Source organism: Butyrivibrio sp. DSM 10294, assembly GCF_028539135.1.
GTDB lineage: Bacteria > Bacillota > Clostridia > Lachnospirales > Lachnospiraceae > Butyrivibrio.
On record NZ_JANSWL010000006.1, the window covers coordinates 1 to 2,528 of the forward strand.

The 2,528-nt window shown below is 36.9% G+C and carries 2 protein-coding genes; both read right to left on the bottom strand.

The genetic code is table 11. The features are described from left to right. Positions 1-277 precede the first annotated feature (277 nt). Positions 278-1,429 carry an IS91 family transposase gene (locus tag NXH67_RS00045; RefSeq protein WP_272795913.1) on the bottom strand — a complete coding sequence of 384 codons (1,152 nt, stop codon included), beginning with the start codon at positions 1,427-1,429 and terminating at the stop codon, positions 278-280. Beyond that, on the bottom strand, positions 1,422-2,270 hold the full coding sequence (locus tag NXH67_RS00050; RefSeq protein WP_272795914.1) for a tyrosine-type recombinase/integrase: 849 nt from the start codon (positions 2,268-2,270) through the stop codon (positions 1,422-1,424). The genes NXH67_RS00045 and NXH67_RS00050 overlap by 8 nt, the downstream gene beginning before the upstream one ends. Between the last annotated feature and the right edge of the window lie 258 nt (positions 2,271-2,528).

Consider the following 2,528-nt stretch of genomic DNA (forward strand, 5'->3'; position numbering starts at 1 on the left):
AAATTCTTTAGGTTAGAATCGCTGTAAGGTCAAACGAAAAAGCAGCTTGAATTATAACAATAACTGCCCTTTCGTTTGATCTTATTGCGATTTAACCTAATTGAACAAAGTAAGCGTCCGTGGAGCCTATACATATGGGTTTTCAATTCCTGGAGCTTACCAGTTTTTACTGTCTAATTAGATAATAACATATCTTATGTCTTTTGATTTTTTGAATTTAGGGTATCAGAAATAGACCTCCCTTGCGCGAGGCTCTTGAACGTATGGCTTGTATACATCAACAAAGCATAGGCATTTGTCTATGATGATCTATGACTTTCCCACCACAATGCTTGCATATTCCGACCTTGAATCCCCATAGGTGATCCAATATCTGAGAGGATGTCATATTCCTAAGCTCGGATATATACTTCTTACAACCAAGTTGATTTCTGCATAAAGTAAGATTGCTGTTCTTCATGCGGCTGCAAAGCAATCCATAATGCCTTATTCTTACAAAACGCTTTGGCGGAACATGCATAAGAAATCGCCTTATAAATTCAACTCCACTTATAGTAAGTTCCTTCCATTTGCCTTCATTACGGTAGTCTTTAACGGAAAATGTGACATTTTCACCATTGATGCGAATGATTCTGTAGTTGCTAATGGCAATCCTATGAGTATATTTGCCAAGGTATTTAATTACTGATTGAGCACCATTGAATGTTTTCTTGCAATGAGGAATCCATTCCTTAGAATAGCAGGTATCAATTAAGGATTTAAACTCATATCTATTCTGATATTTTTCTGATGAACCATAAAACTTTAGCTTTCCATCTTCCCACAGACTTTTTAATTCTTCCATGTATTTTCCGCGAAAAACTTTGGAGATAACCTGTACCGGGAGAAAGAACTTATCACCTTTATCTTTCCAATGTTTGTTCTTATCAAGACCTCCACCCAAAAGTATTGTGTGTATGTGAGGGTGATAATTCATCTCTGATCCCCATGTGTGAAGTATGCAGATATATCCAACATTTGCACCAAGGTATTTATCCTGAACAGAGAGATCATTTATAGTGGCTGAAGCAGCATGGTACAACGTATCATAAAGAAGTTTTTGATTGCTGTAGATAACAGGATTCAACTCAGCTGGAACAGTAAATACCAGATGGAAATATGGAGCATCTAAAACATCTTCCTTTCGCATATCCATCCACTTTTCTTTGGGAAGAGCCTGACACATAGGACAACACCTGTTTCTGCAGGAATTATAGTGGATTGAAATACAACCACAGTCTTCGCATACCTGTACATTTGCCCCCATGCGTGAAGTTTTACAATTCATAATGGCATTTGAAACTTTGGACTGTTCAGCTGATGGTGTATATTTCTCAAGATATTCAGAATAAAATTTCAAAAATATATCTTGGACAGTAGGTTTATTCATTTTTTAGGTCCTCTCTGTCAAAAGGACTCTGAATTCCCATAATAGTCTTATTACTTCTGTGTAAATATACCTCAGTGGATTTAGGATCTCTGTGTCCGAGAAGAGTTTGTATATACTTTTGATCAACCCCCTGCTCCATGAGATGTGTTGCAAAGCTGTGTCTAAGACTATGAGGTGTTGCTTTAGCAGTAATACCTGATTCTTTAATGGCTCTGCGCATGACCTGCTCCAGAGTACTTACTGTAAGATATTCTCCTGTGAATCTGTTGGGGAAAAGAATGCCGGTGGGGCGATTTCTCTCAAACCAATAGCGGGTGAGTATATCAAGATTTTTCTTTGAAAGAATTGTATAACGATCCATACGGTTTTTAGTATTCCGTACATGAATCTGCATGTTTGATCTGGAAATATCATCATAATGTAAATGTATGACTTCTGATACACGCATTCCAGAAGAATACATGGTTGCAAACATTGCCTTATATTTTATATCCTCAACGTTATCGAGAAAGAGATTAACTTCCTCCAATGTAAGGACTACCGGCAGAGGTTGATCTTTTATCATGCGTGGAACTAAAATCTCATCCCAAAGTATGCCGAGAACAAACTTGTAAAAAAAGCGAATTGATGAGTTATAGAGATTCAAGGTTGTAGCTTTTAACCCTTCATCTTTTTTGCTCAGAAGAAAAGCTCGTACATCCTGGCAGGTAAGCTCCTTAGGATCTTTTCCGACATAATTTAAAAAATAAGCAACATAGTTATGATAACAGGATATAGAACGCTCCTTAAGATTGCGTATTTTTCCTGCTTCATCAAGTTTTTTCAAATATTCATCATACATAGTAAAACCTCCGAAAGTATAGTCATTGATAGGAACAACTAAAACTTCGGAGGTGCATGTATATCAAAATGATGCTTGTACTTTGCACAAGCGAATGATATTCTTTTCATGGCAGTGTTAGTAATGATCCTGTTTGATTGTTAAGTTTCGCGACTACAACAATACTACTATTAGGACTTACTTTCTACTGCCTTTTTGATAAAAAGAAAATCACTGCACACAGCCTAGGCAGGCCATCGCGCAGCGATTTTGTTCAAT

What these genes read in the sequence shown, in the direction of transcription:
- NXH67_RS00045 (WP_272795913.1), bottom strand. Translation starts at nt 1,429, where the DNA reads ATGAATAAACCTACTGTCCAAGATATATTTTTGAAATTTTATTCTGAA.
- NXH67_RS00050 (WP_272795914.1), bottom strand. Translation starts at nt 2,270, where the DNA reads ATGTATGATGAATATTTGAAAAAACTTGATGAAGCAGGAAAAATACGC.